The organism is Sphingomonas sp. CFBP 13733 (assembly GCF_014841795.1).
GTDB classification, from domain to species: Bacteria; Pseudomonadota; Alphaproteobacteria; order Sphingomonadales; family Sphingomonadaceae; genus Sphingomonas; species Sphingomonas aerolata.
In genome coordinates this window covers 1-25,890 of the sequence record NZ_JACYUP010000017.1, presented here as the reverse complement: position 1 = coordinate 25,890, position 25,890 = coordinate 1, and the positions used below count along the sequence as shown (strand labels likewise).

General features: G+C 60.4%; 25 protein-coding genes and 1 pseudogene. 10 read left to right on the top strand and 16 right to left on the bottom strand.

Translation table 11 applies throughout. The features are described 5' to 3' along the window. Positions 1 to 143: 143 nt before the first annotated feature. The 4 genes from IFT71_RS20815 to IFT71_RS20800 all read right to left on the bottom strand — a co-directional run bounded on the left by IFT71_RS20815 (position 144) and on the right by IFT71_RS20800 (position 2,476). Positions 144 to 695, bottom strand: coding sequence for a hypothetical protein (locus IFT71_RS20815; RefSeq protein ID WP_056409596.1), 552 nt, complete (start codon positions 693 to 695; stop codon positions 144 to 146). A gap of 222 nt (positions 696 to 917) precedes the next feature. Further along, on the bottom strand, positions 918 to 1,304 hold the full coding sequence (locus tag IFT71_RS20810; protein WP_192143358.1) for a type II toxin-antitoxin system VapC family toxin: 387 nt from the start codon (positions 1,302 to 1,304) through the stop codon (positions 918 to 920). Continuing rightward, positions 1,301 to 1,594 (bottom strand): AbrB/MazE/SpoVT family DNA-binding domain-containing protein, encoded by a 294-nt coding sequence (locus tag IFT71_RS20805; RefSeq protein ID WP_056409575.1) that lies wholly within the window; start codon positions 1,592 to 1,594, stop codon positions 1,301 to 1,303. The genes IFT71_RS20810 and IFT71_RS20805 overlap by 4 nt, the downstream gene beginning before the upstream one ends. Positions 1,595 to 1,813: 219 nt before the next feature. Next, positions 1,814 to 2,476: a recombinase family protein gene (locus tag IFT71_RS20800; protein ID WP_192143356.1), complete on the bottom strand. Its 663-nt coding sequence runs from the start codon at positions 2,474 to 2,476 to the stop codon at positions 1,814 to 1,816. A gap of 990 nt (positions 2,477 to 3,466) precedes the next feature. On the opposite strand from IFT71_RS20800, the gene IFT71_RS20795 reads away from it, so the two are divergent. After that, entirely contained in the window at positions 3,467 to 3,823 is a 357-nt protein-coding gene (locus tag IFT71_RS20795) for a hypothetical protein (protein ID WP_192143354.1), read from the top strand. Positions 3,824 to 4,107: 284 nt separating this feature from the next. Here the strand turns inward: IFT71_RS20795 and IFT71_RS20790 are convergent, their stop codons facing one another. Further along, a complete protein-coding gene (locus IFT71_RS20790) occupies positions 4,108 to 4,404 on the bottom strand; it encodes a hypothetical protein (protein ID WP_192143352.1) in 297 nt (98 codons plus the stop codon). Between the two features lie 430 nt (positions 4,405 to 4,834). Here IFT71_RS20790 and IFT71_RS20785 point away from each other — a divergent pair, with 430 nt between their 5' ends. Continuing rightward, on the top strand, positions 4,835 to 5,791 hold the full coding sequence (locus IFT71_RS20785; RefSeq protein WP_206757480.1) for a hypothetical protein: 957 nt from the start codon (positions 4,835 to 4,837) through the stop codon (positions 5,789 to 5,791). A 103-nt stretch (positions 5,792 to 5,894) separates the two neighbouring features. Beyond that, on the top strand, positions 5,895 to 6,467 hold the full coding sequence (locus IFT71_RS20780) for a hypothetical protein (protein ID WP_192143348.1): 573 nt from the start codon (positions 5,895 to 5,897) through the stop codon (positions 6,465 to 6,467). A 199-nt stretch (positions 6,468 to 6,666) separates the two neighbouring features. Here the strand turns inward: IFT71_RS20780 and IFT71_RS20775 are convergent, their stop codons facing one another. From IFT71_RS20775 to IFT71_RS20765, 3 genes are all read right to left on the bottom strand, one after another. Beyond that, positions 6,667 to 9,276: a TonB-dependent receptor domain-containing protein gene (locus tag IFT71_RS20775; protein WP_197976264.1), complete on the bottom strand. Its 2,610-nt coding sequence runs from the start codon at positions 9,274 to 9,276 to the stop codon at positions 6,667 to 6,669. 290 nt (positions 9,277 to 9,566) lie between these two features. Then, positions 9,567 to 9,890: a hypothetical protein gene (locus IFT71_RS20770; protein ID WP_192143346.1), complete on the bottom strand. Its 324-nt coding sequence runs from the start codon at positions 9,888 to 9,890 to the stop codon at positions 9,567 to 9,569. A gap of 24 nt (positions 9,891 to 9,914) precedes the next feature. Next, entirely contained in the window at positions 9,915 to 11,213 is a 1,299-nt protein-coding gene (locus IFT71_RS20765) for a M16 family metallopeptidase (protein WP_192143345.1), read from the bottom strand. A 649-nt stretch (positions 11,214 to 11,862) separates the two neighbouring features. On the opposite strand from IFT71_RS20765, the gene IFT71_RS20760 reads away from it, so the two are divergent. From IFT71_RS20760 to IFT71_RS20750, 3 genes are all read left to right on the top strand, one after another. After that, positions 11,863 to 12,102: a helix-turn-helix transcriptional regulator gene (locus IFT71_RS20760; RefSeq protein WP_192100002.1), complete on the top strand. Its 240-nt coding sequence runs from the start codon at positions 11,863 to 11,865 to the stop codon at positions 12,100 to 12,102. 113 nt (positions 12,103 to 12,215) lie between these two features. Continuing rightward, positions 12,216 to 12,605, top strand: coding sequence for a hypothetical protein (locus tag IFT71_RS20755; RefSeq protein ID WP_192143343.1), 390 nt, complete (start codon positions 12,216 to 12,218; stop codon positions 12,603 to 12,605). A gap of 224 nt (positions 12,606 to 12,829) precedes the next feature. Beyond that, the gene (locus IFT71_RS20750) at positions 12,830 to 13,393 is read left to right on the top strand and encodes a recombinase family protein (protein WP_192143341.1); all 564 of its coding nucleotides are present in this window, start codon (positions 12,830 to 12,832) and stop codon (positions 13,391 to 13,393) included. Between the two features lie 311 nt (positions 13,394 to 13,704). Here IFT71_RS20750 and IFT71_RS20745 read toward each other — a convergent pair whose 3' ends face one another. Beyond that, positions 13,705 to 14,664: an IS481 family transposase gene (locus IFT71_RS20745; protein WP_192143339.1), complete on the bottom strand. Its 960-nt coding sequence runs from the start codon at positions 14,662 to 14,664 to the stop codon at positions 13,705 to 13,707. A gap of 902 nt (positions 14,665 to 15,566) precedes the next feature. On the opposite strand from IFT71_RS20745, the gene IFT71_RS20740 reads away from it, so the two are divergent. Continuing rightward, positions 15,567 to 16,001 carry a hypothetical protein gene (locus tag IFT71_RS20740; protein WP_192143337.1) on the top strand — a complete coding sequence of 145 codons (435 nt, stop codon included), beginning with the start codon at positions 15,567 to 15,569 and terminating at the stop codon, positions 15,999 to 16,001. Between the two features lie 274 nt (positions 16,002 to 16,275). Here IFT71_RS20740 and IFT71_RS20735 read toward each other — a convergent pair whose 3' ends face one another. The 6 genes from IFT71_RS20735 to IFT71_RS20710 are packed head-to-tail and all read right to left on the bottom strand — an operon-like array spanning position 16,276 to position 22,525. After that, entirely contained in the window at positions 16,276 to 16,587 is a 312-nt protein-coding gene (locus tag IFT71_RS20735) for a hypothetical protein (protein WP_192143335.1), read from the bottom strand. A gap of 60 nt (positions 16,588 to 16,647) precedes the next feature. Further along, positions 16,648 to 17,898 (bottom strand): TolC family outer membrane protein, encoded by a 1,251-nt coding sequence (locus tag IFT71_RS20730; protein WP_192143333.1) that lies wholly within the window; start codon positions 17,896 to 17,898, stop codon positions 16,648 to 16,650. Next, complete coding sequence (locus IFT71_RS20725) at positions 17,891 to 20,314, bottom strand: ABC transporter permease (protein ID WP_192143331.1); 2,424 nt, start codon at positions 20,312 to 20,314, stop codon at positions 17,891 to 17,893. Before IFT71_RS20725 ends, IFT71_RS20730 begins: the two co-directional genes overlap by 8 nt. A gap of 25 nt (positions 20,315 to 20,339) precedes the next feature. Continuing rightward, on the bottom strand, positions 20,340 to 20,525 hold the full coding sequence (locus IFT71_RS20720) for a hypothetical protein (protein ID WP_192143329.1): 186 nt from the start codon (positions 20,523 to 20,525) through the stop codon (positions 20,340 to 20,342). 21 nt (positions 20,526 to 20,546) lie between these two features. Continuing rightward, positions 20,547 to 21,224 carry an ABC transporter ATP-binding protein gene (locus tag IFT71_RS20715; RefSeq protein WP_159511391.1) on the bottom strand — a complete coding sequence of 226 codons (678 nt, stop codon included), beginning with the start codon at positions 21,222 to 21,224 and terminating at the stop codon, positions 20,547 to 20,549. Positions 21,225 to 21,235: 11 nt separating this feature from the next. Further along, complete coding sequence (locus IFT71_RS20710; protein WP_244655097.1) at positions 21,236 to 22,525, bottom strand: efflux RND transporter periplasmic adaptor subunit; 1,290 nt, start codon at positions 22,523 to 22,525, stop codon at positions 21,236 to 21,238. A 93-nt stretch (positions 22,526 to 22,618) separates the two neighbouring features. Between IFT71_RS20710 and IFT71_RS20705 the strand changes: the two genes are divergently transcribed. Beyond that, positions 22,619 to 23,866, top strand: a complete 1,248-nt coding sequence (locus IFT71_RS20705; RefSeq protein ID WP_192143360.1) for a sigma-54-dependent transcriptional regulator — start codon at positions 22,619 to 22,621, stop codon at positions 23,864 to 23,866. A gap of 91 nt (positions 23,867 to 23,957) precedes the next feature. Further along, positions 23,958 to 25,019, top strand: a complete 1,062-nt coding sequence (locus IFT71_RS20700) for a sensor histidine kinase (RefSeq protein ID WP_244655096.1) — start codon at positions 23,958 to 23,960, stop codon at positions 25,017 to 25,019. Between the two features lie 175 nt (positions 25,020 to 25,194). Here the strand turns inward: IFT71_RS20700 and IFT71_RS22065 are convergent. After that, a pseudogene (locus tag IFT71_RS22065) lies at positions 25,195 to 25,552 on the bottom strand (DnaJ domain-containing protein); the annotation flags it as partial. A gap of 88 nt (positions 25,553 to 25,640) precedes the next feature. Between IFT71_RS22065 and IFT71_RS21275 the strand changes: the two are divergent. Then, on the top strand, positions 25,641 to 25,890 hold a 250-nt coding region (locus IFT71_RS21275; protein ID WP_206757479.1), incomplete at its 3' end, for a hypothetical protein.

Here is a 25,890-nt window from a genome sequence, read left to right as displayed (position 1 = left end):
GCCACTAGCCTTCTCACCTAACCGGCCGTTAGGACGCGGTCACCCCCGGGTCGTCGAAATGTCCGCGATTAGGCGTCAGCGGTCATTCGATGCGACCGGCTTTGGAACGTCCAGAATGGTGGTTAGCGGTCGTTCCCGATCTGTCAGTAGACGATCGACATGTCCGGCTTCAGCGGCTTGGGCGGCGTTGGCGGACGCAAGCCGGCGGCAAGATAGTCGGCAGCTACTGGCTTGAGATTGAGGGCAGCTTGATAGCAGCCTTCCAGCGGCCGATCTGTGATCCCTGCCGCCTCCCAGAATTTCTGCCCAGCTGCGGTCGAGAGAGATTTCCGAACCTCCGCTATCTCAGAAGTTGATAGCCGTCGCGCTATCCCGTCCACCGCACATGCCGCAACCGCAGTGTCCAGCTGGCTTCGGTTCACGGGCACTTGGCGGGCGATCAGCGGCTTTAATCTGTCGTATGCACCCAGATAGATCTTGGTCACCGACAACTTCGGGCTCGGCTGCATGCCAACCATGAGGAGGGCTTGCCTCGTTGCTTCCGCCACGGCGCTATCAATCGCCTGCTGCCTCGTAAATTCTTCCGGTGGATGGTCCGCCCACAGCTGGATGGCTGCCGCAAGGCTGTCGGCCGGCGGTGCTGGCACGGGTGGGGACGGCAAGGCCTGCAAAAGAATGGCGAGTAGCTGGAGCATTTACCGATGTTGCCATACCTGAGCCGATGTCCGCAATTGGGCGGGAGCGGACATAGGCTTGTCGCGTAAGTGCTAAATTTCGCGACAGTTGAACCAACCGCCAGCTTCCAGATGCTTGATCGTCGCATAACTCGGTTGCAGAACGAACCAGTTCTGAAACACATTTGCGACACTTAATTTGGGGTTAAATGCTGGGGGGGCACGGCGGGGCAGGATAGGCGGCTAGCGGATATGCTCCACCTTAAGTCCTCTGACCTTTACCTTTTTCCACTCCCGGTCGGCAGTAAGCGCGGGAACACCAAGCTGCATCGCAAGCGCTAGACAGGAACGATCGCCGAGGCCGCGCCCAAACTCCTTCGTCTGAGTATGCAGGCCAGCGGCCGCATACGCTGCCTCTACGTCGTGGGAACGTACATCGAGACGAAGCTCGTCTAGGAGCTCGCGGATGGTGGCCGCGTCCAAACCGCTAAGCAGGAGCTCCTTGATGACCTCCTGTAGATTCACGGCCGAGATCGCTGATCGTCCTACGTGCGGTGTGACCTTGTCAGCGCCTGGCTCATCCCGAACCAGTGCCAGCACCGCAGATGCATACATTACAACAGATGTCATGTTGGATTTCCCTGCGGCTCCGAATGGGAAGGCTCGCCTGCCTCCGCGACGGCCTCTGCCTTACGATCAGACAGAAAGTCGTCGACTGTTCGGGTCTGTTTGGCATGCTCTCGATAAAGAGCCTGAGCTCGAGAAACCCCGTGACCAATCGGCGACAGGCGGACCTGATCGTCCTCAACCGTCAAGATGACCTTCGCATCTCCATGGAGGCCCATCGCTTTGCGAACCGATGCGGGCAGAATCATCCGACCGTTACTGGCTACTTTAACGTCTATGGACTGCATGGCCATGGCAGTGCCTCTCCTTAATGACTTTGTGGATTCTATGCCACTTCAGGCAATATGACACAACGCCAGCTGTAGCATCAGGTCGACCCTCTCACGTCGACTCCGTCATTCTGGGTATACCCTGAGTAGGCATAGGTTCGGTACACAAAACCTGTTCAATCAGGGTCGGTAGCAGCGAAAATGGACACCTCCTTATGAAGGTCTAGAGTCTGCCTGAACACATTAGGAACGCGCGACTGCCTCAGCCGCCCGGATCGCTGCGTCAGCCTCTGCCTGTAGACGGCGATCACGAGCAATCTTGGCGAGCAGCGTTCGACTGCACCCAGTCGCATCCATTATATCGCGCCAGCTTCGGCCATCGCGGAGAAGGCTCGAGATAGCCGCGTTGCGAGTCTTGTTCTCGGGGCGTCCCTTATAAAGGCCCGCTGCCTTCGCTTTCTCAGTGCCTTCGGCCTGTCGACGACGGCGATCCTCATAGTCCTTGCGGGCAACCGCGGCGAGTACGTCCAGCATCATGGCGTTAACCGCTGCGAACATTCGGCCGGTGAACTCATCGGTCGGTGCCGTCAGGATCCAAGACGTCGGCAGGTCGAGCGCGACGATCCGGACCTGCTTGGCGTCGAGCAGATTGCGCAGCTTGATCCAGTCCGGTGAGGTGAGGCGAGAAAGCCGATCAACCTGCTCGACGAGAAGCACGTCTCCCGGCTCGCAATCCGATAGCAGGCGGAACAGCTCGGGCCGGTGAAGCTTGGCCCCACTTTCGTTTTCGACATAGCGGGCCGCAATCCTAATCCCGTGCTCGGTCGCAAACACGTCGAGCGCGCTCTTGGCGCGCGACGCATCCTGTTCGGAGGTAGATGCGCGAAGGTAGGCTCGGATGAACATGCCGTAGTCTGCTTTAAGTGGTGCTTATTAGTCCAGTCCTTTTTACGCCGTAAGGACGGGCATAAAGTACCAGCTTTAGAGAGGTCTGCGAAAGGCATACCTAAAAAATACCGGCTCTAAATCGATCAATGTCTCGATCTATAGCGGAGCGGGCAGGGGGGGGGGGGGGGCTGCCGAGCGTGGGTGCCCCGACGTGGACCTATCGCAGCCACTTTGGCTTTCCCAAAACTCCATCTTCGCGAGGCCATTTCGGGGAAATGATTTCGGGAACAGATTTCGAGAAAAGCGCCGTAGATGAGGGCGGGGCCGACTGAACGATGCCAGCTATCCCACTGGCCCTTCCTTTTCAGGAATGGCGAGATGCGGCAAAAAGCGGCCACTTGCAGACATTGCCGGCCTGTGTTGTTTGTCGATATGAACCGTGCTCAAGTTACACGCTCGATCGTTGCGCTATGTTTCGCGTCTGTGATCCAGTGTTGCGCCGACGAGCCGCTAAGGCGAAGTATCCGTGATAGTGAAACGCGACAGGTCGCGACACGGTGCGGGTTCTACAAAGATGCGGTGGCGAAGGATGAGGTGATAGCGCGAGCGGTCGGCCATCGTGTTATAGTCGTCGATCGCTATGCCGCTCCAGAAGGCACACGACAGCGGCGATGCTTAGAACGGCAAGCCCGATCGATCGGTTACGAACTCACAAATACGTGGGTGATGGTCGACTAGGAGCAAACGTCCGCTTTCCTCCCCAACCCAACATCGCCAAAACTCGATCGTTAAATAGGAACGGCTACGTGAGGCACAAAGCTGGAGACGGTGAGGGAATAGTCAACGTGTTGTCATTTCCAATCGCTAACTCGGCTTTCTGACGACGCTCACCAAGGTCAAAAACGAATGAATCCCTCTTTGCTATTAATCTGTCTCGCAACGGCGCTAGTTGCAGGGCCGCAACGCACCGGCTGGACCAGCTTTGGGGTGACGGATAGCACTCCCTATTTGGCATTCTATAAAGACAATCGTCCGCGCCTGACAATCCGCTGTAATGGCACTCGTACAAGCATAGATTTGCGCGGCTTTGCTGCGGCTCAGGCATGGCCACAGCCAGATTTAAGCGTATCATTTGGTAAAATCAAGCGTTCCTACAGACCTGATTTAGCAATGGTTGGCGATCAAACAGCTTATTTATTTAATTTTCCAATCAGTCGAAACGTCTTAACTAGCTTAGGCGCAGGAGAAACAATAACCGCGTCATACCAACAGCAAGTCAGAACCTACCCCGCCATTCCCGAACTGCTTCGGAAACGGTTTGTAATGAATTGCGCAGCATTGTTGCCACAGGGGTGGGCAGGGTAAGGCCATTTCGATCGCGCAACGAAACTTATGACTTAGCCTTCCAGCAAATGAACGTTGATCGGGACGACTAGCGGCGGCCCGCAACGGATCCGTTTTGAGAAGGGCTGGCGAACTCGGGATGGCAGCTAACGGCTATCGATGTCCCGAAAGCTGCCTGTCGCCTAACCACCAATTCCGGCCGTTCCCGAAATTCGATCCATTCCGAGAAGGCCGACGCCTTCCTCCCGCCCTTCGTTTGGGAGAAAGGCACCAGCGCTGCGCAATCTCGACTATCGCCGCTAGGTTTAACCAAAGAATCTAACTTCCACCAACGCCCGTCGAGGTTTAGAATCAATGTGGCAGCCTATTCCTAGGCCGGCCTGCCAATACTCGAAGAATGAACCGATAACATCTTTCGAAACTTCATCACCAATAATATCCTTTCTATCGAGCTGTTTGTTCCAGCCAACTTTCCATATTATTAGACTTGTACACATACCTGCCGGAACATCAACCGCATTGGACTCGCCTATTTCTCGATAATTTAGTTCGCAAGGCAAGTGCGCCAATGCAACGTCCCTATCGTCAAAAACGGTCAACATTACGCCATCTCGTTGCGTATTTATGTGAAAGGTCTCAGACAGCCCGTCACATACTGTAACATCTTTATCCGAGAGATACTTAAAACGCATTATACCTACGCACATAGTTGCGATCAGCTCAATCTCGTACGTTGCCACCGGTAATCCAAGATTTACTATCGCAGATCCGAGGGTGCCCGACTTTGCCGCTCTCGACCGACATCAACCGCACCCTTGTGTACCGGCGCCACGGGTTTTGAGAAGCCGAGTGCATTTCCGCTAAACCATCGATTCTCGGAATGCTTGGACCGTCTCGATCGGGGTTCTCTATTCGGTAAGCCAGCGGATGGCCGCCTAAAAGCGGCCATAGAATTCATCGATGCAGATATGAAGGGCTCCGAGCCTGTGTCGACAGAATCCATCGTCAAAAAGTAGAGGTACAGCGCTAGCTATGAGAAGAAGATGGACGGTCCTTGCTCTGGTGGCAGTGGGTTCGCTTGCCCCCACCGCCATCGCGAGCGAAGCGAGGGATGTGCTCGACGTACCAGCAAATGGGAAATTGCAGGTTTCGGTAAACGGCCAAACCGTAGACACCTTTTCCAGTCCTGGAATGCCGTCAGTGCTGTCGCTGAAACGTTCCGTCGCTTTGGACGTGTTTGGTCCCACTGCCGAGCGAGAACGAGACAAGGCAGCGCGGCGCTTCCAGTTGATATCTGTGTCCCGGAACCCGGATAATAAGGTCGGCCCGGTTCTGGTAAAAGGCTACACTCAGAGCGCTGATCTGACCGTTGGCTCTCATACGAGCAGGGCGACCACAAAATGGTCGCAGGCAGACGCGTATGATTTCGCAGACGCGCTGGCAGGACCTTATGCACTCCCGGCACCTGTCGTGCGATATCGTTTGCGGGAGGCAAACGGGACGGAACGTGCAAGCTCAATCCCCCTGCTGCCCGACACTTGGTGGGTCGCTGCAACGTCCAAGACAATTGGAGGTAAGTCGATCAAGCTCGCGTTCGCGCCTCAGTTTGCCACCACTGTTGCCAGCGCTGCTGCCGGAGCCGCCATCAGTGAGGAACTTGACGGAGCGCTTAGTGACACGCCGCGGCGAGTTATGATCTCGCACGGCGTCGAACGTCCGGCCCGCGTGATGCGATTGAGCCGTACCCTTGATTTAGGGCCGGTTAGCATTGATCGGCTGTTGGTACGCACCGCTGATTTCGGGAGCGCCAAATCGATACGAGACGAGGAACCTGATCCGTTCGAGATGACTGACGACATTGTGGTCAACGGCAAACGCAAGCCATCTCGGGCAGCGTATATCGTCTATGTTGGTGCCGACGTACTCAGCGGTTGCACGTTAATCACGTACGACAAGCCCCGACATCTCATTCATTTGACGTGTAAATGAGGTTGACCATCCAGCAGCAACCTCCGCTCGTACATACTACATAATCTTCTGGATCGACATGTTGGGTGTCACTAAGCGGATCTGTAATTAACAAGGATACGCGATGATCATAGCAGCGCTTGCTCTTGCCGTACTGGCTGCCGGCGATGCCGCGACCCAATGCCAATATGATCGATCCGCCATGTTGGCCCTCGATCTCTCGGTGTTCGATCAGGATATAAATGGGGGATGGCGGACGCTCGAAGCGAAAGGCTGTGCCAAGGAAGCTGCGGATCTGATCCAGGCTTGGCGGAAGGCCCATGGAAGCATGGGACCTGCCGATACCCTCCTCTCATGGCATGAAGGCCAGCTACGGGCTGATGTTGGCCAGTATGCTGACGCTATCAGGCTTTTCCAAGCGGGGAGGCATCCTGCAGCAGACGATGCGAAGTGGGGATGGAACCTCTACGTGGACGGAAGCATCGCTTACCTACGAGGAGATCGCCAGAAGCTGGAAGCTGCTCGTGCGAAACTCTCATCTTTGCCCCGCCCGGCCGAACTCAAGGACGCGATCGGCCCGGACGGTAGACCGAGGGCGGTTCGATGGCCGATGAACATTCGTGTTCTCGACGGCTTCATTCGTTGCTGGGGGCAGAGCTATAAGGCCGCATATCGATGTGCCGTACCGACTGTCTGAGGCGTTTAGGGTCAACTGCAAAGAGGTCCGCCGCTTCTCAAAAGTAAGATTGCATCGGCCTTTTAGGAAGTTCGCTGCCTTCCCAGTTCGTAACCTTAGTTCGGAACGGCGGATCGGTTGTGTGAGACAATCAGAAATGGTCCGGCAGTTAAGGCCATTAAGACGCTGCCAATTCACAACACGGCGCGGACCGCATTTTTCAAAAAAGCTTGCGAAGACCAAGGCGTACGGAGCGACCTAACGGATCGATGTACGCGGCTTGAAAGCGGTTTGGGACCCGGCCCAGCCGATCGCGCACGTTGACCCGGTCATTCAGCAAGTTCTCGACCGTGAACTGCAGCATCATGGCTTTGGCCCAGGGGCGTTTGACGATCTGCTCGACCTTAAGAGATGCGTAGGGCACGAGCCACGTTCGCCCCGAAAAGCGAAGGTCCGACGCCTCTAGGTCGCTGCGGATTCGGGTCGGCCCCTGCAACCGTCCGTACAGCCCGATGTTCGCAGCCCCGAGCGATCCGCTCAGGCTCAGTTCGGTTTCCCAGCGGGGCCGCCCGCCGGTGCCGGTCAGCGTGTCGCCATCCAGCAAGTCCAGCACTGGCAAATCGCTGCGCAACGATAGGCGATCGTCGAGCCGCCACGTCGTCGTCATCGACACATAGATTTGCGGCCTGGACTTGGGCGCGGGCGGCGGCGGGCTGTCCTTCGCGGAGGTGCCGACGGACGGCGCCTGCGGCCGGGGGGTACGACCGATCGGCGTCGACAGGCTGAGCGTGACCTGCATCTTCTTTTCGCGTTCGCGGGCGATATTGACCGGCCTCAGGTCGGCACTGACGAGTTGGCCTGCCGCATTGCGCTGAAACGCGTCGGCAAACGCGCTCTGGAATGCGGCGGTGGCGCTGCCCAACGTCGCCGTCTGATTGCCGATGCGCGTTTCGAGATAATTGGCGGTAAGCCGTAGATCCTTTGCCTTGATCGGCGATACGGCCACGCCCAGCGTAACGATCCGTCGGCGTTCCGGGGCCAAGGTAGTGTTACCACCGGCAATCGTCGTGACGAGCACGCTGGTGCCGGTGGTGAAGTCGAAAAATGGCGTGTTTGGGGTGGTGACCGTCGGATTGGTCAACAGCGCGATCGCCGGCGGGGTCTGCGCTTCGTTGACCGACGCGATCAGCTGGATCGGTCGCACCGGCGACCATGTCAGGCCATAGTTGGAACTCACCAACCGACCGTAATTCGACACGTCCGAGACCCCGATCATACCGTTGACCGACAACTGCCCGAGGAACGCGAGAACGTCCTGATTGGCGGAGGCGATCGGAAAATCCGCGTTGACGCTTGCCCCCTTCGTCGTGCGCGTGAGGTCCAGCGTCGACTGTTGCAAACCCGGTAGGCTGCCCGAACTGCTCGATCGTGCGTAATCGCCCGACAGCGTGATCTGCGCGTCGCCGGCGGGCAGCTTGACCAGCGGACCGTTCGCGACCGCCTTCGTCAGCAACGTGCCGGTCACGGTCCGGCTTCGATAGTCCTGACGCAGCGCGGACGCTTCGGGGCTCGGTATCGCCAGCGGATCGCCGCCCGCATCGATCGAGGCCTGCAAGTCGTCGATCGGGACGCCTTGTTGCGAACGCGCCAGCCCCCGCACCCGGTCGTAGCTGGTCGTGACGTTCCATCCCCAGCGCCGGATACTGCCTTGCACCAGGCCCGAACCGTGCAGGGTCAGGCTCGTGTTCCGCTGCCGGAGCACCGCGTCGGGCAGATAGCGGTAGAGCAGGACATCGCCAGCAAAGGGCAGCACGCCGCTCCCTCCCGGTACGCTCAGCAGGGCGGGCGCCAGACCGTTCAAACCAGTGCTTCGCTGCGCTTCCATCGACAGGTTGAGCGACCCACTCATCGACTTGCCAATCGGCGCCGCGACGGTGCCGTCGACAGAAATCCTGTCGCTACGCTGCTGGAGCGAGCGATAGCGCCTAATATCGGTAACCGCGGGAGCCCCTGCGCCGGCGACGTATCCCGCCAAGGTCCGCCGACTTGCCAAGTCTTCAGGCACCGCAGCGATCGTAACCCGATTACCGACCAGCGCATCAAGTGCGGGATCGATAGTGGCCCCGCCTACCCCCGTGATATTGCCGCCCACCGCATAGAGCGTGTCCGGATCGGGCACGATCGCACGTTCGCTTTGGAGGACCGGATTGAGCCGCAGGTGCGATATGGTAAGTGTTGCGCGACGCGGGCCGTCAATACGGGCGGCGGTTACCTCGACATAGTTCGTCTCGCCCCCGCCTTCCGTCGTGGTCCCAGTAGACTGCTGATACTTGACGGCACGAAACCTCTTTTTGGTGATGAAGTTCATCACCCGAACAATAGCGGGGAAACCGAAGCGTGCAGCCTCGGACTCCGGCAAGACCTCGATCTTCTCCATCGCTTCCTGCGGCAGGCTGTAGAGTTCGTTCATGCTCGACATCCGTCGGCTGTTAAGCAGATAGACTGGATCCCCGCCGCTTGCCGACGTCGTGAGCGTTTTTAGGCGTTCGAGCAAAGTTTTCAGGTCGGTCGCGCCGAGCGCCTGGATCGCTGCCTGATCCAGGGTCGCGGTCGGATCTACAGCACCAACCGCGCTACCGGCGGTCCGTTGACCCGTGATGACGATGTCGTCCTTGCCGGACGATGGTGCCTCCGGAGGTATCTCTTGAGCCGTTCCCTCCCCGGGACATGCCGCACACCCTGCAAGAATGGCAAGCGCCGTCCGATAAGCACAAACCTGTAACCGGCACCTTATGGGTCGGGGATCACGAACGCTGTGGTATTCGATCATCGTGACGGTCTCGCGAATGGGTAGGTCAGAGTGGAGCGAGCCATCGTGTTCGGAATGCGGCGCTTTCGGGAAATGGGAAGGGCATGAGCAGAGTCTGGTTCGTTCTCGATGCGTTAGAGGGCCAGATGATCTCCCTGTTCGCTTTTAATGTCGTCTGATCAAAACAATCTGGAAACACGTCTTGGCGGACGCACCACGGCCATGGCCTAGATCGTTATACGGTTTTTGACCGCAGACGCGGTCCAGTATCGATAGCAGTTGAAAGCGAGACTTTCCGCGACAGGGAGCTACTAGAAACGCCATTTGAATGTCACAGCCGCTGCCGGGGTCGTGGCAACGGGGCTCTTTTGCTGAATGACGTGGATGGTCGTCTCGGCGTTTAACGGCCCTTTGAATTCGGCATTGAGGGGCTTGGCAGCAAATCCGCTTACGTCACCCAGCCAGATGTCCATCCCCTTTGGAGCGCACACGACGATCTCGTCCGACTGCCCTCGGTCCATGCACGTCGGTTCTCTGGGGCGCACCTTGGCAAGGTCAAAACCGACGACGTTTGGAACGACCGTCGTGGGCCCGGTCTGCGACGCGAGCGCTGCGATGATGAGGACGATGGCCATCCGTGTCTCCCTGTTCCGGCTCGGTTAGTGCCGCAGTGAGCGGCAGGCGGCCCCCGACGATGCTGCATCGAGCGCGGTCCGTATCGCCTGACGGGGGTCCACCACCCGGGCAAGCTCCGGTGCTTCGACCCGGACATGTTCGTGGCCGCTTTGCCATTGCCTACGCCACCAGGCATTCCCGGTGCTTGCATCGATTGTCGGCAACCAGATCCGAGCACGTCGCAGCAAAGCGCTCGGTGCAATCAGTTCCCTGTCCGCGGCGATGGCGTGAGATAGATCCTTTGCCAGTTCGACGTTCTTGGCGTGGCCCATGTCTCCAGTATGCTGCTCGAGCTCCTGGATCAGGTCACGCCTCGCCCTGTCCCATTCGTCCGCAGAGAAGCCCGCCGTACCCAGTCCGCATGTGGTACGTTTGAGGTCGACCAGTGCGGGCTGCCACGCGTCGCCCGTGAAGTTGTCCCACAGCATGATAAGCCGGTGGCCTTGCTCGCCATTCTCGATGAACATTCCGACCTTTCCGGACGGACTGCCTGGCTGAGCTCTGCCCAGTCGATTGTTGACCGCACGGATCGCCAGCCTGTCCATGAGCTCTGCGTCCATCTGCGATCTTTTGGGGCCGCGTGACGAAAGTGTCGGCATTGCCACAGTAATCAGCGCCGTCCTGCGCCCCTGCGGCAGAGCCGAGAAACTGATCGGCGCGATGCGATCGTAACGCAAGCGCGGAACAGGGACGTGGACGACCGGCGACCCGATGCTTTTCCAACTCCCGAAACGCTGGGTGATAAGAGCCTTCGCGGTGGTCGGATCGACGTTTCCGACGATCACGACCATCATGTTTTCTGGTCGGTACAGGCGGCGGTATAGGGCGCGGATCGTTTCCACGCTCGCTGTCGGTACATCGTCAGAATTCTGCCCATCGATCACGTCGGTCGGAGATCCAGGTGCTACGTCCGCGATGTAGTCGGCGTAGATCACGTTGCCGGGCTTCCTGCCGGCCATCTCGCGCATCACGTCCGCACGCTGGTCGTCCACCGCATCGGATCTGAACGTGAGATCGGTCGCGACCTCGCGGAACAGACGCAGCAATGTGTCTAGGTCGGCCGTCCGCGTCGTCTTGGTCGACACGAAGTAATTGGTCTCGCGCCAGCTCGTCGTACCGGCGGAAGGTGCGGGGAAAGTCAGCGGCAAACCGATCTTCGGCAGATAATGCAGATCGTTCGGCGCGTTTAACGTTGGACTGACGAATACGAGATGCTCGATAAGGTGTGTCAGCCCGCGCTCGCCCGGCCGCTGCTCCTCGATGAAGCCACCTTCGTTTCGCATGAGGAGGCCTATGCCAGGTTCGTCTCCCTGCCTCGGGAGGATCGCATAGCGTACACCGTTCGGAAGACGCCCACTAACTACGGGCGCCCAATCAACTTTCTGTGCAGCGTTCGATTTTACAGCGGTTGTCGCGGTACGATGCCCGTCGCCCGCATGTATGGCGGACCCGCTGGAGGATAGGGCAACGACGCCTAGTCGTAGAAGTCTGCTCGCAAATACTCTGAAGCGCAACTTCCAGCCTCCTACCGACGTCCCTGCCTTCCTTCGCCTGTCCGGAACGAAATTTGGAGAAGCATGCGAGGTATTTAAGGCGACAAGGTGGCAGAGCACGTGAGGCTTCCGGACGGATCTTGCGTCAGCGGAGACTCAAAGTCGACCGCTCATGCAGGTTTGGCGTGGTACAAAAGCAGACGTTGGTTCAGGCCTATCTGCCTGTTTTAGGGCGTTTATGCGGGAGTTTTGACCGCGGCAGCATCCTAAAGCGGCCGAACCACTCACCACCAAACCCGGTCGCTCTTGATGCAAAAGACAAAAGTTTTGCATCACGGTAGCAGTGAGGCGCTTTGCCGACACCCCAGCCATATTGACTGTGTCTACTTTATGTTGTGTAAAGACAACGAATCGTAGTGGTTCGGGGTTTAAATAAGATATGCACAATAGGATTGCCGTCTTTCGTGCCGAGCATGGGTTGTCGCGCCGACAGCTTGCAGAAGCAGTGGACGTCAATCCGCAGACGATCGGCTATCTTGAGCGGGGCGATTACAAGCCAAGCCTCGAGTTGGCGCTCAAGGTCGCTGCCGTGTTCTGCGTACCAGTGGAGCTGCTTTTTTCGCTGACCCCGTTCGAAGCAATAGGCGCCAGCCTGCAGCGAATTGGAGTGGAACAATGAGCGATAGACAGCACCGTTTTCTAGCTTGGCTAGATCGGTCAGTGGCGTGGACAGGTGTGCCCGCCATGACTGCTAGGACGCCGCGCAAGCGGCACCTGCGTTGGCCACCGCTAGTGGCGCTGGTTGTGGCGAGTGCAGGGATTCTCTGGTGCGTTTTACACCCGGATCGCAACTACTGGATTGGCTATGCGCTGATCATGGTGGGCTTCTTCATCGCCAACCTCATGCCAATCTGGGGTCCGCTGCGTCACTTCAGCGAGCGCGCGGATGAATTCGAGCGCCAGCAGCGGCGCGACTCTTTCCTAGTCGGACTAGCGACGGCGGCAGCGGCGGCGTTCGCAGGCATATGGCTCACTGTGGGCCTCCTCGCGATGCAGGTATGGTCAACCCTTGTCGCTCAGCAGGAACTTACCGCGCTCGCTTTTTACATGATGGCACTGTTCAGTGCCGTTCCAACGCTTCACGCGAGCTGGCACACGCGGCCGCTCAATGACGAGGACTAGGGTTCCGGAGGGAATTGCGGGTCCGACAACATTTTCGCGCTGATGCAAAATTCACGGATTTCGCATCGGGCTCACGGCGGCCCAATCCGCGGCCTTTCTCGATGCAGAATCTGATGCTCCTCGAGCAGCGCGTCGGTTGCGAAAGGGCTCCCTTTTGCAACTACAATGCAAGCCAGCTAAATCGATGGCTTGGCTGTTGCGAAAGGGTGTAGCAAAACACGCTGATGAAAATTGGCTATGCGCGTGTTTCATGCGGCGAACAAGTCCTCGATCTTCAACGTGACGCACTGACTGTTGCTGGTTGCAGCATAATTCACGAAGACGAAGGTGTTTCAGGTGTTGCACGCGGTCGCCTTGGGCTCGACCAAGCGCTGACCATGCTGAAACAGGGCGTTACCCTAGTGACATGGCGTCTTGATTGCCTGGGGCGCTCCCTGCCGCACCTGATTGAGCTGGTAGCGGCTTTGCAGGATCGGGGTTGCGGGTTCATATCGCTTAACGAGGCGATCGACACCGGTTCGGCCGGGGGTAAGCTGGTGTTTCATATCATGGGAGCATTGGCCGAGTTCGAGCGCGCACTGATCGTAGAACGGACCCGCGCCGGCATGACGTCTGCCCGCAAGCGTGGCCGTCATCTCGGCCGGCCCCGAGTTCTATCCGGTGCGCAACTAGACAAGGCCCGAGAGGAAATTGCTGGCGACCGAGAAACCACCGCCAGTATGGCGAGCCTTCTTGGGGTCAGTCGATCAACTTTGTGGCGAGCGCTACGGAATCGGCCAAGCTCATGACGGCACATGTCGTCCGTCATGTTTCACTGCTTACGACAGATAGCAAAATGCCCCGCTGCGGGTGGGTGCAGCGGGGCGCTTGAGAAACCGACAAACAAAGAGGGGGGGGGGGAAGTTGCCGGTTTGATGGAAGAACCATATTCGCGATAATTGGTTCCCGCCGCGATGTCTTAAATGCCCTGCCGGCCGTCTACCGGCATGGCATCGCGAGCTTCACCACCGATTTCCCCGAAGGGTGGGACGCTACAAGCTGTATAAAAACGGGAAAAACGACGCCGTGTTCCGTTAATCCTCCATACAAGACGACCGCCCTAGGTGTTTAGTCCCGGCATCTGGTGGATCGGATCGACGATGAACCTGTCAGGCTCTGACGTCCAGATTTTGGCGATGTATTCGTAAGGCGTGAGGCCACTGAGCGTCTTGAGCCGACGGGCGAAATTATAGGCTGCCATGAAGTCTGCGAGGTGCACCCGCAACTGCTCGTGGCTCTCGTAATGGAAGCGTTTGACCGTCGCCTCCTTGATGGTGCGGTTCATCCGCTCGACCTGACCGTTCGTCCACGGGTGGTTCGGCTTGGTCAACCGGTGCTCGATGTCGTTTGCTTCGCAGATCATGTCGAAGCGCATCTGACGCGACCAGGCGATGTTACGGTTGCGCGGCTGCTCGGCAAACTGGATGCCGTTGTCTGTCAGGATCGTATGGATCCGGTACGGCACCGCTTTCAGCAGGTGTTCAAGGAACTCCCACGCCGTTCGCCTGTCCGCCTTGTCGACGAGCTGGGTGACCGCGAACTTACTCGTGCGGTCAATGCCGACGAACAGGTAAAGTTTGCCTTCGGCAGTCTGAACCTCGGCGATATCCATGTGAAAGAAGCCGATCGGGTAGCGCTTGAAGCGCTGTCGCTTCGGCTTGTCCCCCTCAATGTTCGGTAGACAGGATATGCCGTGCCGTTGCAGGCAGCGGTGCAGCGCTGACCGTGTCAGATGCGGGATCGACGGCTGCAACGCGTATAGGCAATCGTCGAGAGGCAGTAATGTGTGACGCCGGAATGCAACGACCGCTGCCTCCTCGGCTTGGGTCAAGGTCGTGGAGTGAGGGGCCTTCGGCCCGGTCTTCAGATCCTCAACCGTTGCCCGCTTGCGCCATTTTGCGACCGTCTTCGGGTTGATCCCCAGCTCTCGGCTCAGCGTCGAGAGCGAAGCTTGCGATCGCTGTATTGCTGCTCTGACGGCGTGCGTGGTCGTGGCGCTCCCGTGACGTACTTGTCCCATACGGCTTCCTTCCATTCCAACGAAAGGATCGCACCATCAAACCGTGGGATCAAACACCTAGCGTGCGGTTTCCAATCCTCTCTAGAGACCTGGTGCATCAGCGTTTTGCATCGGCAGGTCACAAGGTTTTCTGCCGTTCTCTGGTCGATGCAAAATCTGTGATTTTTGCATCATGTCGGATTACCAGACGGTTTTGAATACCTCTGTGGCAGCGCTGCGTAGCAGGGGTTCGTTTCGTGACTGCACTTGGGGTCCGACGCGTTCAGCGAAGGGCATAAATGATCTTTGATCATTTTTCTGCATAGCGGCGCATGCTTGGCCAATCTCGGTGGCGCTGAGCGACTGCCAGCTACTGACCAGGTTCTTCTCCCACTCTGCGCTATGACGCTTAACGGCCGCGTCGATTGCCTGCACAAGCTTTTGGTCACCCGAAGCTCCGTCTCGTGCCTTGACCATAGCGGCAGTCTGGGTTCGCCCAACTGCCATGGTCAGTATCGACCTGAACTGCTCGGCCGGCTTCATCGAGGCAACGAGGCCCTGTGCGTCGCGAGTAGCGCACTGTGCAAACGCGCTGCCGCAGCTGGCGAGAGCTACAGACGCGGTGACGATCGTGAGAAGACGTATCATGCTCAAAGCATGCGCTTGAAGGGTTAGGATTAACTGAACGAAGGCGGATTGCCTCCAACCCTCTTGAGGCCGCCGCGCTACTGTCCGGCCTGATGCAAAACTTTTAATTTTTGCATCAGGAGAAAGCGGCTCGGGAGGAACCGACCTGAACGAATGACCGCTTTCGGAGCCCTAATTTGTGACACTCAGTGTCCGACTCTGGGCGTGAGCGGGCTGGCTGATCCTGGTGGACAGCGGACGTTGACGGACCCTCTGCTTCGCCTACGGTGCGCCTCATGAAAGCGTTCGCTATCTGCCTGTTTATAGCACTTGCTGCGTGCACGAGGCCTCCGCCCGTCCCTCTTCAACGGCTGCTATCTCCTAGTCACCGGCAAGAAATTGCGCTCTGGCGCGAGGAGGCCGGTGGTACGCTCGACTCTAATACATATCTCACTATCGCCGAGGCTGGAGCGCCGTTCAGCGCGGACAACATTTTCGCTGGTATTAAGCGCGGCCGGGATGTTGAAAGCTACTGGAGCACAACCGGCAAGCCCGTGCTTTCAATTAGAGACTTTGACGGATTTGCGGCGTCGAAGAACGGTATGGACGCCTTTATTATCTGCGGCCTCTCCGTTAATGTATGTCGACGACTGCTTCCCCCAAGCGCACCTACTAGCGTGATCAAACTTGGAACTTACCACACCGGCGAAAGCGAGCCGTTCACCGATTAGAAAGTCGCCGCTGCTCTACGGCAATGTCCGCTCTTGGGCGACTGCCGACTGTCCGCTTCTCCACCCGAAAGCTGCCGTTGCAAAAGGGACTCCTTTTGCCACGCAGCCCATGCCAGCTTCAATTCTCGAAATAGGATCCCTTGCGGGATTGCTCCGGCCGTGACAACTCTAGGGGGGGCGGCATCGGCGATGCATGCTTGTGTTGCGCCTCACGATCGTCGGTGACATCGTAAGACCGATGGGACCCTCAAAGACAGCTTCGCACGTTGGGGTTTCAGTTGGCTTGGCTGTTCTGATTGTCGTTATCGGAAATTTTGGCTTCGGTCCGCGTGGGCTTACGATAGGCGTGGTAGCAACGTTTCTCATGCTCGCTTGGCGGCACGACAACAGCGCCGGGTTGCTCTTCCCAATCGCGATGCTCATCGTCATCACGATCGCCGTCTTGCTGTTGCTGATGTACTTGATGGCTAGAATGCACTCGTAACCGAATGAACGCCGCGGTGGTTTTCTCCCGATCCGGCAGTTCCCGATATTCGATCGATTCCGAGAACGCCGTTCCCGTTCGCTGGCCGATCCCTTCGGACAACGCCGATTGCCTCAATCGCGGTTCCCTTTTGGGAACGCTTCGATTGCTAATGGACGCCGATCACTCATATGCATCTTGCCCGAATGCACCGACCGCTCGGAGGAGGGCAGCCTGCGCCACCAGTACGTCCGATCGAGCGGAGGCGACAGATAGCTGAGCCGATCGAAAGCTTTGGTCGGCGACGAGGATGTCGATCGTCGAGCGCAGGCCGAAGCCGTACTCCGCCCGCACGCCCTTGAGCGCGAGGTCGGCAGCAGCGAGGCCGTCGGTGGCGGCGCGCTGGCGCCTTTGCGCGGCCGTCAGTGAAGCCCAGGCGGCATCGACACTGCGCCGTGCCTCACGCTCTGCGGCATCGGTTTGGAAGCGTTCGGCGCGGGCAATCGCTTCGGCCTGACGAACGCGCGACGGTACCAACCCGCCTGTTAAAAGCGGAAGGCGCAGGCTCAGGCCCACCGATGCCGCCGCAGGGAGGCCGCGTACGCCGCCATCGATCAGCCGGCCGCCCCGGCCGTAGCCGCCGGTGAGGCCCAGCGATGGCGCCCGATCGGCCCGTGCCTGGTCGATTCGGGCCAGCGCGGATTTCACCACCTGCCGTTGTTGCAGAAGAAGCGGGTTGTTCGTCTCCGCCTGCACACGAGCTTCGCTGAGGGTCGGCGGCAAAAGCGCGGGCGCGGGCACCTCCGCCGATAGCGTGGGGGCGTCGCTTCCAACCGCTGCGCGATAGGCAGCCGAGGCCGTCGCCAGCGCACCATCGGCATCGGCGAGGTTAGCGACCACGCTCGCGCGTTGCGCCTCCAATTGGGCGACGTCGGTTTGTGTAGCCTGACCCAAGCCAAAGCGTGAGCGGGCTTCCGCGACCTGTCGGTCGAGACGCTCGATGCCGATGCGCGCCACCTCGACCGCCTGTTGGCTGTACAGCAGATCGGCATAAGCGGAGACAACGGCTTGAAGAATCACGGCTTCGGCATCGCGTAGCCCCTGCGCTCCCGCCGCCACATCCCGCTCCGCTGCGCGCACCGCCGACTGCACCCTGCCGCCGGTCCAGATCGGCAGGGTGGCACTCGCCGTCGCGGATGCAACCCGGCCGTAATCCAGCCGGTCATAACCCCCGTTTCCGGTCGCGGCCGCGGTGAGCCGGCCCGCCGCACGAGCCTGCTCGGGCTCTTCTTCCAGCGCTTCCTGCCGGGCACGGGCGGCGAGGAGTTGGGGATTGCTCGCATAGGCCTGCGTCACAGCGTCCCGCAGCGTCTCGGCGGAGATGGAGGTCGCACCCAGCAGGACGGTGCCGATGAGCAAAGCGACCTTAGTCATGGCGCAGCGCCCAGGCGGGGGCCGCGCGGCTGGCGCGCAGCGCTTGGCCCAGCACGGTCAGCACGGCGATCACGAGCGCCAGCAGGCTAGCACCGGCGAAGAACAACGGCGACAGCGCGATCCGGTCATCGAACCCGGCCAGCCAGGTTCGCATGGCGACATAGGCCAGCGGCCAGGCGATGAGGTTGGCGATAAGTACGGGCCGCAGGAACTGACCTACCGATAGCTTAACGATATCGGCAGACGACGCGCCCAGCGTTTTACGGATGCCGATCTCCTTCACCCGCCGCGCCGTGTTGAACGAGGCCAAGCCCCAAAGGCCGACACAACCAATCAGCACCGCCAGTCCTGCGCCGATCCCGAACAAACGCGCGGCCTGTTCATCGGCATTGTAGAAGTCCGCCAAGCGCTGGTCCGCCGTACCGATGACCAATGGCACGTGCGGCGATAGGCGCCGCCAGGTCGACCGGATGCGGGCGAGCATCGCGGCGGTGTCGCCGGTGTAGCGGATGGCGGCAACGGCAGACGTCGGCACGTCGCGGGCATATTGATACAGGGTAGCGGTCTCGGCCGTCCGTGGCGAAGCGAAACGGAGCTGGTCAACCACACCAATGATTATACGCGGCGCCCCCCGGCCTATGGTCTTGTCGATTGCCTCTTCGGGCGTGCGGAAGCCGAGCTGTTCGACCGCCCTCCGATTGATGACGACGTTGCGGCCATATTTCCACTTGGTCCAGTCGCTGGAGTCATCCGCACCGTGCGCATCGTCGAACACCCGCCCTGCAAGCAGTTGGGGCGCGTAGGTGCGGAAGAAGTCGGGCCCGACCGGGATGTTGCCAACGGTCACGCCCGGACCGCTGGGCCGCTCGATCACGTCGAGGCTGGAATTGACCATGCCGGGTGCCGAACTGCTCGATCCCACCGACACCACGCCCGGCAGGCGGCGCAAAGCATCGAGGATCGGCCGCGCCTGGGTCGGGAAGATGCGCTTGTCGGCCAGCGAAGGTATGATTAACAGCCCCTCGCGCTGAAACCCCAGATCGGATCGCCGGACATGCGCGGTCTGCGCCACCAGGACGACCGTGCCGATCATGAAGGCGATGGACAGACCGAACTGGATCACCACGAGCATTTCGCGAGACCGCGCGCCGCTGCGCCCGCCCCCCGGCGCCCGCGCCGAGGCCAGCACGGCCGCGGCCGGAAAGCGGGACAAGAGAACCGCCGGATAGAAGCCTGCCGCTAGCGCGATGACCAAGACCAGCGCCATCAGCAACGGCAGCGCCAGGGCATAGGGAAAGTGAAGCGACAGCCCCCCCGCCGCGTTGACGATGGGCAGGCTGATCTCTGCCAAGATCATGCCGAGTAGGCTGGCGATCGCCGCCATCGCCGCTGCCTCGCCCAGGAACTGGCGGATCAGCATCCACTGGTCCGCGCCCAGCACCTTGCGCATCGCCACTTCGCGGGCGCGCAGGCCCGATTGGGCGGTCGCCAGATTCACATAATTGATGATCGCGATCAGCAGGGTCAGCACGCCGACTAGCCCCAGCGTCACGATCGTCAGCGTACGACCGCTGCTCTGCACCCCGCCGGGTGGTTGTAGATGCAGGCGCGTGAGCGGCAGCAGCGAGAGTGCGATGATCTTCGCCGGATCGGGCCCTAGATCCTGCCCAGCACGACGCCGGACGAAGGCGGGCATCTTCGCCTCGAACGCGCGCGCGGCTGCTGCATCGGGAAGGCGCAGATAAGTCGCGCCATCAACCATGCCCCATTTGTACCAAGACCATTGCACGGGTGGCGGTGGCGTGCGCGGCATCGGGATCAGGATGGTCGCCTGCTGATCGGTGGTCTTGGGCAGGTCTTCGAAAATTCCGGCGACGCGATAGATCTGCGGCGCGTCGACCGCGATGGTTATGTTCTGGCCGATGGGGTCAGCATCGCCAAACAGCCGCTGCGCCTCCGTCCTGCTGAGCAGCGCCCCCGACGGATTGGCGAGCCCCCGCCGCCCGTCGCCGCGCACCATGGGAATATCGAACACATCGAAAAAGGACGGATCGACCTGCGCCACGTCGGCGCCGATCGCGTCGTTTTCACGGATGACGCTGCCCCCCTGCTTGCCGCCACGGATGCGTGTGCCGACCAGTCCGGGAAAATCCTGTCGCATCTCTTCCAACAGGCCAGGCATCGTCACCGGATAGGCCCCGTTGAAGGGGCTGCCGGGGACTTGAAGCTCGGTCTGCACGACATAGAGTTCGTCATGATGCGGCAGCCACTGCTCGAAGCTCGTCTCGAACCGGACATAGAGGCTCAGGACCAGGAACACCGCAATGCCGACTGCCAGCCCGCCGATGTTCAATGCGGCATAAAGCTTGTGGCGGGTCAGCGAGCGGTAGAGCGAGTTCAGTGCGAAGCGGTTCATCGCGAATATCCGGACAGGAGGGAGGTCAGCCGCAGGCGACACAAGAGGTTGCGTCGCCCTCGACGGTGCAGCGCGTACCGCCGGTGACGGTGATGCGACCGTTGCTGCTCGCTGAGGAGCGCGCCGTCGGCGCGACGTCGCCAGTGCCGGGGGAGATCAGCGCGGCATCAGACCCGAGGGTAGGCAGTATCGCGAGGGCAGAAGGCTTCATGTCGATGGCCCTATCCATGAGTCAGATCGCACGCATGGCGCTGGCGACGATGCGTCCGTCGAGCATGTCGATGCGGCGCTTCGCCATGTCGGCGTGGCTGGGCGAGTGAGTGACCATGACGATCGTCGCGCCTTCGGCGTTGAGACCGGCGAGGATGTTCAACACCTGCTCGCCATTGGCGGTGTCGAGGTTGCCGGTCGGCTCGTCGGCCAGGATCAGCTTCGGGTTGCCGACGATGGCACGGGCGATTGCAGCGCGCTGCTGCTGGCCGCCCGACAGCTGGTGGGGGAAGTGGCGTGCACGGTGCGCGATTCCGACCTTGTCCATTGCCGCCGCGACCCGCCCCCGACGGTCTGCCGCGTCCTTGCGATAGGCAAGGCCGAGCGCGACGTTCTCCTCGATCGTCAGCTCGTCGATCAGGTTGAAGCTCTGGAACACGAAGCCGAGCATGCTGCCGCGGAACTTTGCCAACTCCTTCTCCCCTAGGGCGGCGAGGTCTCGTTCGCCGAAGAGATAGCGACCACCGGTCGGGCGATCGACGGTGCCGAGCGTGTTGAGCAACGTCGACTTGCCGCAGCCCGATGGCCCCATGATGGCGAGGAACTCGCCAGCTTCGACGTGCAGGTCGATATCGTGGAGTGCGGTAGTCTGCACCTCATCGGAGACGTAGCGGCGCTGAATGTTCTCGAGACGGATCATGGACGGGCCTTTCAGCGGATGTTGAGGATGTCGCCCTTCACGGACGCGGTGTTGGAGATGACAATGCGCTGGCTGGGGGTAAGGCCGGATAGCACCTCGACCTGTTCGAGACTGCGGCGGCCAGTCTTGATCGCGCGCCGTCGGGCGTGGGCACCATCGGCATCCAGGACGAAGGCGGACGTGCCGCTACCCGCCTCCAGCCAGCCGCCGACCGGGGCCACGACTGCCCGAGACGCGGCCCCCAGCGTGATGCGGATGTCGAGTGTCTGCCCCCGGTTCAGCTCGGCCTGTGCGCGACCGTCGAAGGTTAGCTCGACGCGGAAACGCCCGTCCTTGACCGCCGGCAACACCTTGCTGACCGTCGCACGCCCATCGCCCGCCTGGGCCTTTTGCCTGACTGCCACACGGCCGAGATAATATTCGTCGACGTCAGCGATTAGCTTCCACGCGCCCTCGCTGTCGACCTGACCTGCGGGATCTCCAGGCTTCAGCGTCTGGCCCGGCTGCAGCGTAAAGTTGGTCAGGCGGCCGGTTACCGGCGCGCGGATCGTCAGTGCGTTGAGCCCGGCGCGCACCGCCGCGAGGTTGCCCGACAGTCGCTCTTGCGTATCGGCGAGACGCCGTTCCTGCGTGGCGGTGATCCGGGTCTCTGCGGCACGCCCCGACTGCAGCTGGGCCAGTCGCTTTTCCTGATAGACGGCCTCTTCTTGGAAACTCCTGACCCCGGCATCGGACAGGAAGCCCTGATCGTGGAGCTGCTGGCGGATGGCGAGGTCGCGGCGCGCCTTGATGAGATCGTATTCGGCCTGAGCCACCTGACCCGCCCGATCGAGATGATTGCGCTCGATCCCCAGTCCCTCACCCGCTACCTGACCCAGTTGACTGGCGATCTGGGCCTCACGGGTTAGCACGTCGAGCTTCAGTTCCGAATTGGCGAGCGTCGCGAGGGGCTGCCCCTCCGTCACCATTGCGCCGTCTTGTACCAACAGCTGCTCGACCTGCCCGCCCGACAGCACGCCGACCAGCGTGGTGATCTCGGGCGCGACCGTGGCCCGTACCGGCAGGTAATCGTCGAACGGCGCGCGCACGACTTCACCCGTTTCGACGTCGGCGATGGCGATGTCCGTCGATCCGCCTTCGGGGAGGAGGCGCCAGATCGTCAGCGCGGCGATCAGCACGACCAGCCCGATCAGCGCGGGTCGCCCGCGCCACCACGGCTGCTTGGGTCGATCGATCCGGCTGTCCATTGCGGCCCCCGGCATGGGTGTTGTGTATGCGGGCTGGTTGGTCATCATGGCCATGCTGTCACTGCCCACGATCCGAAAAGCCAACTGCTTATGAATCAACGACTTTCCTCGGCTTCGCGAACAGGCGATCTGTCGCCGTTGAACACTATGTCCGCCGGCGGACACCCTGATCGCGAGTCAAGTCCTCGCGAAATCCTGCTGATCGAGGACGATCCGGTCGTTGCTCGGACGACGGAGATCCTGTTCCGGTTAGCCGGATATCGGCTGGAGATCGCCGCCGACCCTGCCACCGCCTATTCGATGCTTGCGCGTCGCCGCTACGACGCGATCCTGCTCGACATGAACTTCACAGCAGGTCGCTCGGACGGCGAAGAGGGGCTGGCCTGTCTCACCCGGATCGTTGCGGACGATCCCCATGCCTGCGTCGTGGTCATCACGGCGCATAGTGGCATCCGCATCGCTGTAACGGCCATGCAGGCGGGCGCGCGCGACTTCATCATCAAGCCGTGGCGTAAGGACGACATTCTCGGCAAGGTCGATGGCGCGATCAGGCGAAGCGTCGGCGGTGGCGCGGCACACCGATCCGCAGCCATCGGCCCATCAGGTGGCAGCGCGCTGCTCGGTACATCGGCGGCGATCGAGCGCGTCCGTGCGCTCGTCCGGCGTGTAGGACCGACGGTCGCCGCCGTGTGTATCACTGGGGCGTCCGGCACCGGACGCTCGCTGGTCGCCGACGCGCTTCACGCGGCGTCGCTCGATGCCGGGACCAAGCCGTCACGGATCGACATGACTGACCCCGATCAATGGCTCGCCCTGGACCATGCCGCCGGTACGATCGTGCTACGCCACGCCGATCGACTGGCCGCGCATGCGCAGGCACGGTTGCTCGACCGGCTTATGCCAGGCTTGCGCTGCATTACAATCGTTGACGATGTCGCGCCGCTTTCGCCCGCGCTGCGCCGGCGGCTCTGCACGATCGAGATCGTGATGCCCTCTCTTGCGGAGCGTCGTGAAGACGCGGTGTTGCTCGCCCGGCATTTCGCAAGCGTTGCCGGTGAAACCTACGGTCACGCCGCGCCACGGCTCACGCCGGCGGCAGAAGCGTTCGTCGCCATCACTGACTGGCCGGACGAGGTGCGCGGGCTGGCGCTGGCCATCGAGCGCGCGGTGCTGCTGTCGGACGATGGCCTGATCGACTTCGCAGCGATCAGGCCGGCCAGCCCGGTCGCCGGTCCGGGGGGCGTGACCGCACCGGCATTCGGAATGCAGGATGCCGAAAAGCTAATGATTGAGGCTGCGTTGAAGGAGCATCGCCACAATGTGTCACGGGCTGCCGCGGCATTGGGCCTCAGCCGCGGCACCCTTTATCGTCGAATGGCGCAGCATGGTCTCTAGACGGGAAGGCCATGCCCTGCAGATAGGATTGGGACTAGGCCTGTGCGGCGCGGCGGCCGGAGCCGCCGGCACGCATGGTCTATGGTTAGCATTGACCGGCGCCCTGCTGCTGCTGGTGTGGCTGCTCGTTGCCAATCTGCTTCTGGTCAAGCGCCACCTAGCCGCCCCGATCACGATATCCAGTTCGCCCGACGAGGCGCAGATCGCCCATCACTTGCTGCTCGATGCGTCACCAACCCCTCTAGTGCTAGCGACCGGAACGACTGTGCGAACGATGAACCGGGCAGCGCGCCTTCTCTTCGCGACCGACGATCGTATATTGCCGCCCCCTGCGGCTCTGTTCGACCGGGATGCAACGCACCTGCATCACGCTGGCCGGAACTGGCGGGCTGACAAAGTTGAAGTTGGCGACCGGTGGGTCGTAGCGCTGATCGACATCGAGAATGAAGAGCGGACCGCCGAAGCGCGTGCCAGCGCCGAAATGATTCAGGTGCTCGGCCACGAGATGCTCAATGGGTTGGTACCCATCGTGTCGCTGGCCGAGTGCGGCATTGCCGCGGCCGAGGCTCGTGACGAGGATCCGGCCCTGCTCCCCGAAATCCTGACGACGCTCGCGCGGCGTGCCGAGGGGCTGCGGCGATTCACTGAAGCCTATCGCAAACTGGCACGCCTGCCGCCACCCTTGCGACTGACCGTGTCGATCGAAGAGATGATCGACGACCTTGCGCGGCTGTTCGTGAGCCGCTGGCCGGACGTCGGTCTTTCGATCAACGTCGAACCCGGCCTGTGTGGCAAGATTGATCGCGACCAGATGAACCAAGCGATGTGGGCGTTGCTACAAAATGCAGTCGAGGCGATTGAGCAGGGCGGCGTCTCATCCGGTCAGGTCAATATTCAAGCCACCGTGGACTTTGACGTTCTCACCATCGAGGTGGGGGACAATGGACCTGGCATACTGCCGGATCGCGCACATGGCATCTTCCGCCCCTTCTACACCTCCAAACCCAGCGGAAGCGGGATCGGGCTCAGCTTGGCGCGCCAAGTCGTGCAGGCACATGGCGGTATGCTGACTCTAGTTCACCCATTGCCGGCGACGTTCCGCGCGCAGGTGCCTGACGCTTGGGCATCAAAGCATGATGTTCCCGTGTTTTGACATTGATGGACTATGAGGAGCTTTCCTGCCTTCTCGAAATACGATCCTTTGAGAAAGCTCCGGTCTTTTTGATCGGCGTTCGTTTTCGAAAAGCCGGGTCAGTGCGAAATTTCGAGCGTTTGCCGTTCAGCCTTCCCTGGGAAGGAACCGCGTTTAATTATGACAAACTGCTGCGTTAGCGACTTACACTAGCCACGGCCAAAGCCATTATCGTCAGAGTAACGAGCAACCCGCCCACGCCTAATATGGTTCTCGATTTGTCAGTGGGGCCTGCGTTCAATGAGCTAGCAATGGGTCTTGTCGTCGATGATGGACTTAAATTACTTAAGTTCCCAGCACTATTATTGTACCGGTATTCGCCACGCTTTAGTCGGTACTGGTCGTATTTCAAGCGATATATTTCATTGTCTAATATGTTAATCGCTTCTGTAAGCGACTTAGTAATGCCGGGGGCCTCCGCCGACCTGTTTTGATCGGGATCGTATTTTATCATGAGTGTTTTGTATGCGGCTCGAATGGTAGCAGAGTCAGAGNTCACCAGATCATGCAATAGCATTCACGCGCGTTATCGATTGCCATGGACCGCCGTCGGTCCGCAACGCGAAATCTGGCGCGCCAGATTTGCCCCTCGATATTAAGACGCGTTTCAGCCACTCGGACCGGGTGCACAATCGCTTTCGCATCGGCATGCCGATTTTCGGATTTCACGATCGTTTGAGAGAGAACTGGAGGCGGGTGGGTGGTTCTATGCATATGGTCGCAGCCTTCCCGTTTGATCATCCCGGCGAGCCCGTGCCGCTTTACGACTACGCGCCCGTGCTGCGTGTTCATGATCGTGGCGGCGATTGGGTTTTGAAGAGAACGGGACTGG